Here is a 397-nt window from a genome sequence, read left to right as displayed (position 1 = left end):
CGGTTTTATCTGTTCTGGAAGGTGATGGGTTTAAGTCCATCGGATTATTCGAGAATGGTTCCGCTGGTACAGACTCTTCAAATGCAGTTGCAGATGGTGTTTCACTTGCTGATTGGTTTTTGGGCATGAATTGGTCCGTGATACTCAGTTCAATCCCACTGGCTGATAAAAGTATTATGATGGCCAGTAGTGGGAACAACGTCAGAAAAATGATGGGAATTTTCAAATTTCTTGTGAAGAACCAGAGCAGTACTATAAAGACAAAAATCACGGCATCTGCACTGCTGAATCCGCCCAGGGAAAGGCTAATTCCAAAGAGCACAAGCCCCGTAACAGCGGTCCAGATTTCCGCTGAAAGGGAGAGCAAAATTGCCGCATATACTATGAAGAAGTACAA

Annotated in this window: 1 protein-coding gene; it reads left to right on the top strand. The window is 43.8% G+C overall.

Annotation, left to right across the window (positions count from 1 at the left end):
- On the top strand, positions 1–397 hold a 397-nt coding region (locus tag AC3LHT_RS03885), incomplete at both ends, for a hypothetical protein (RefSeq protein WP_488662042.1).

The sequence above is a fragment of the Kosmotoga sp. genome, from assembly GCF_982836095.1.
This window is presented reverse-complemented; position numbering and strand designations above follow the sequence as displayed.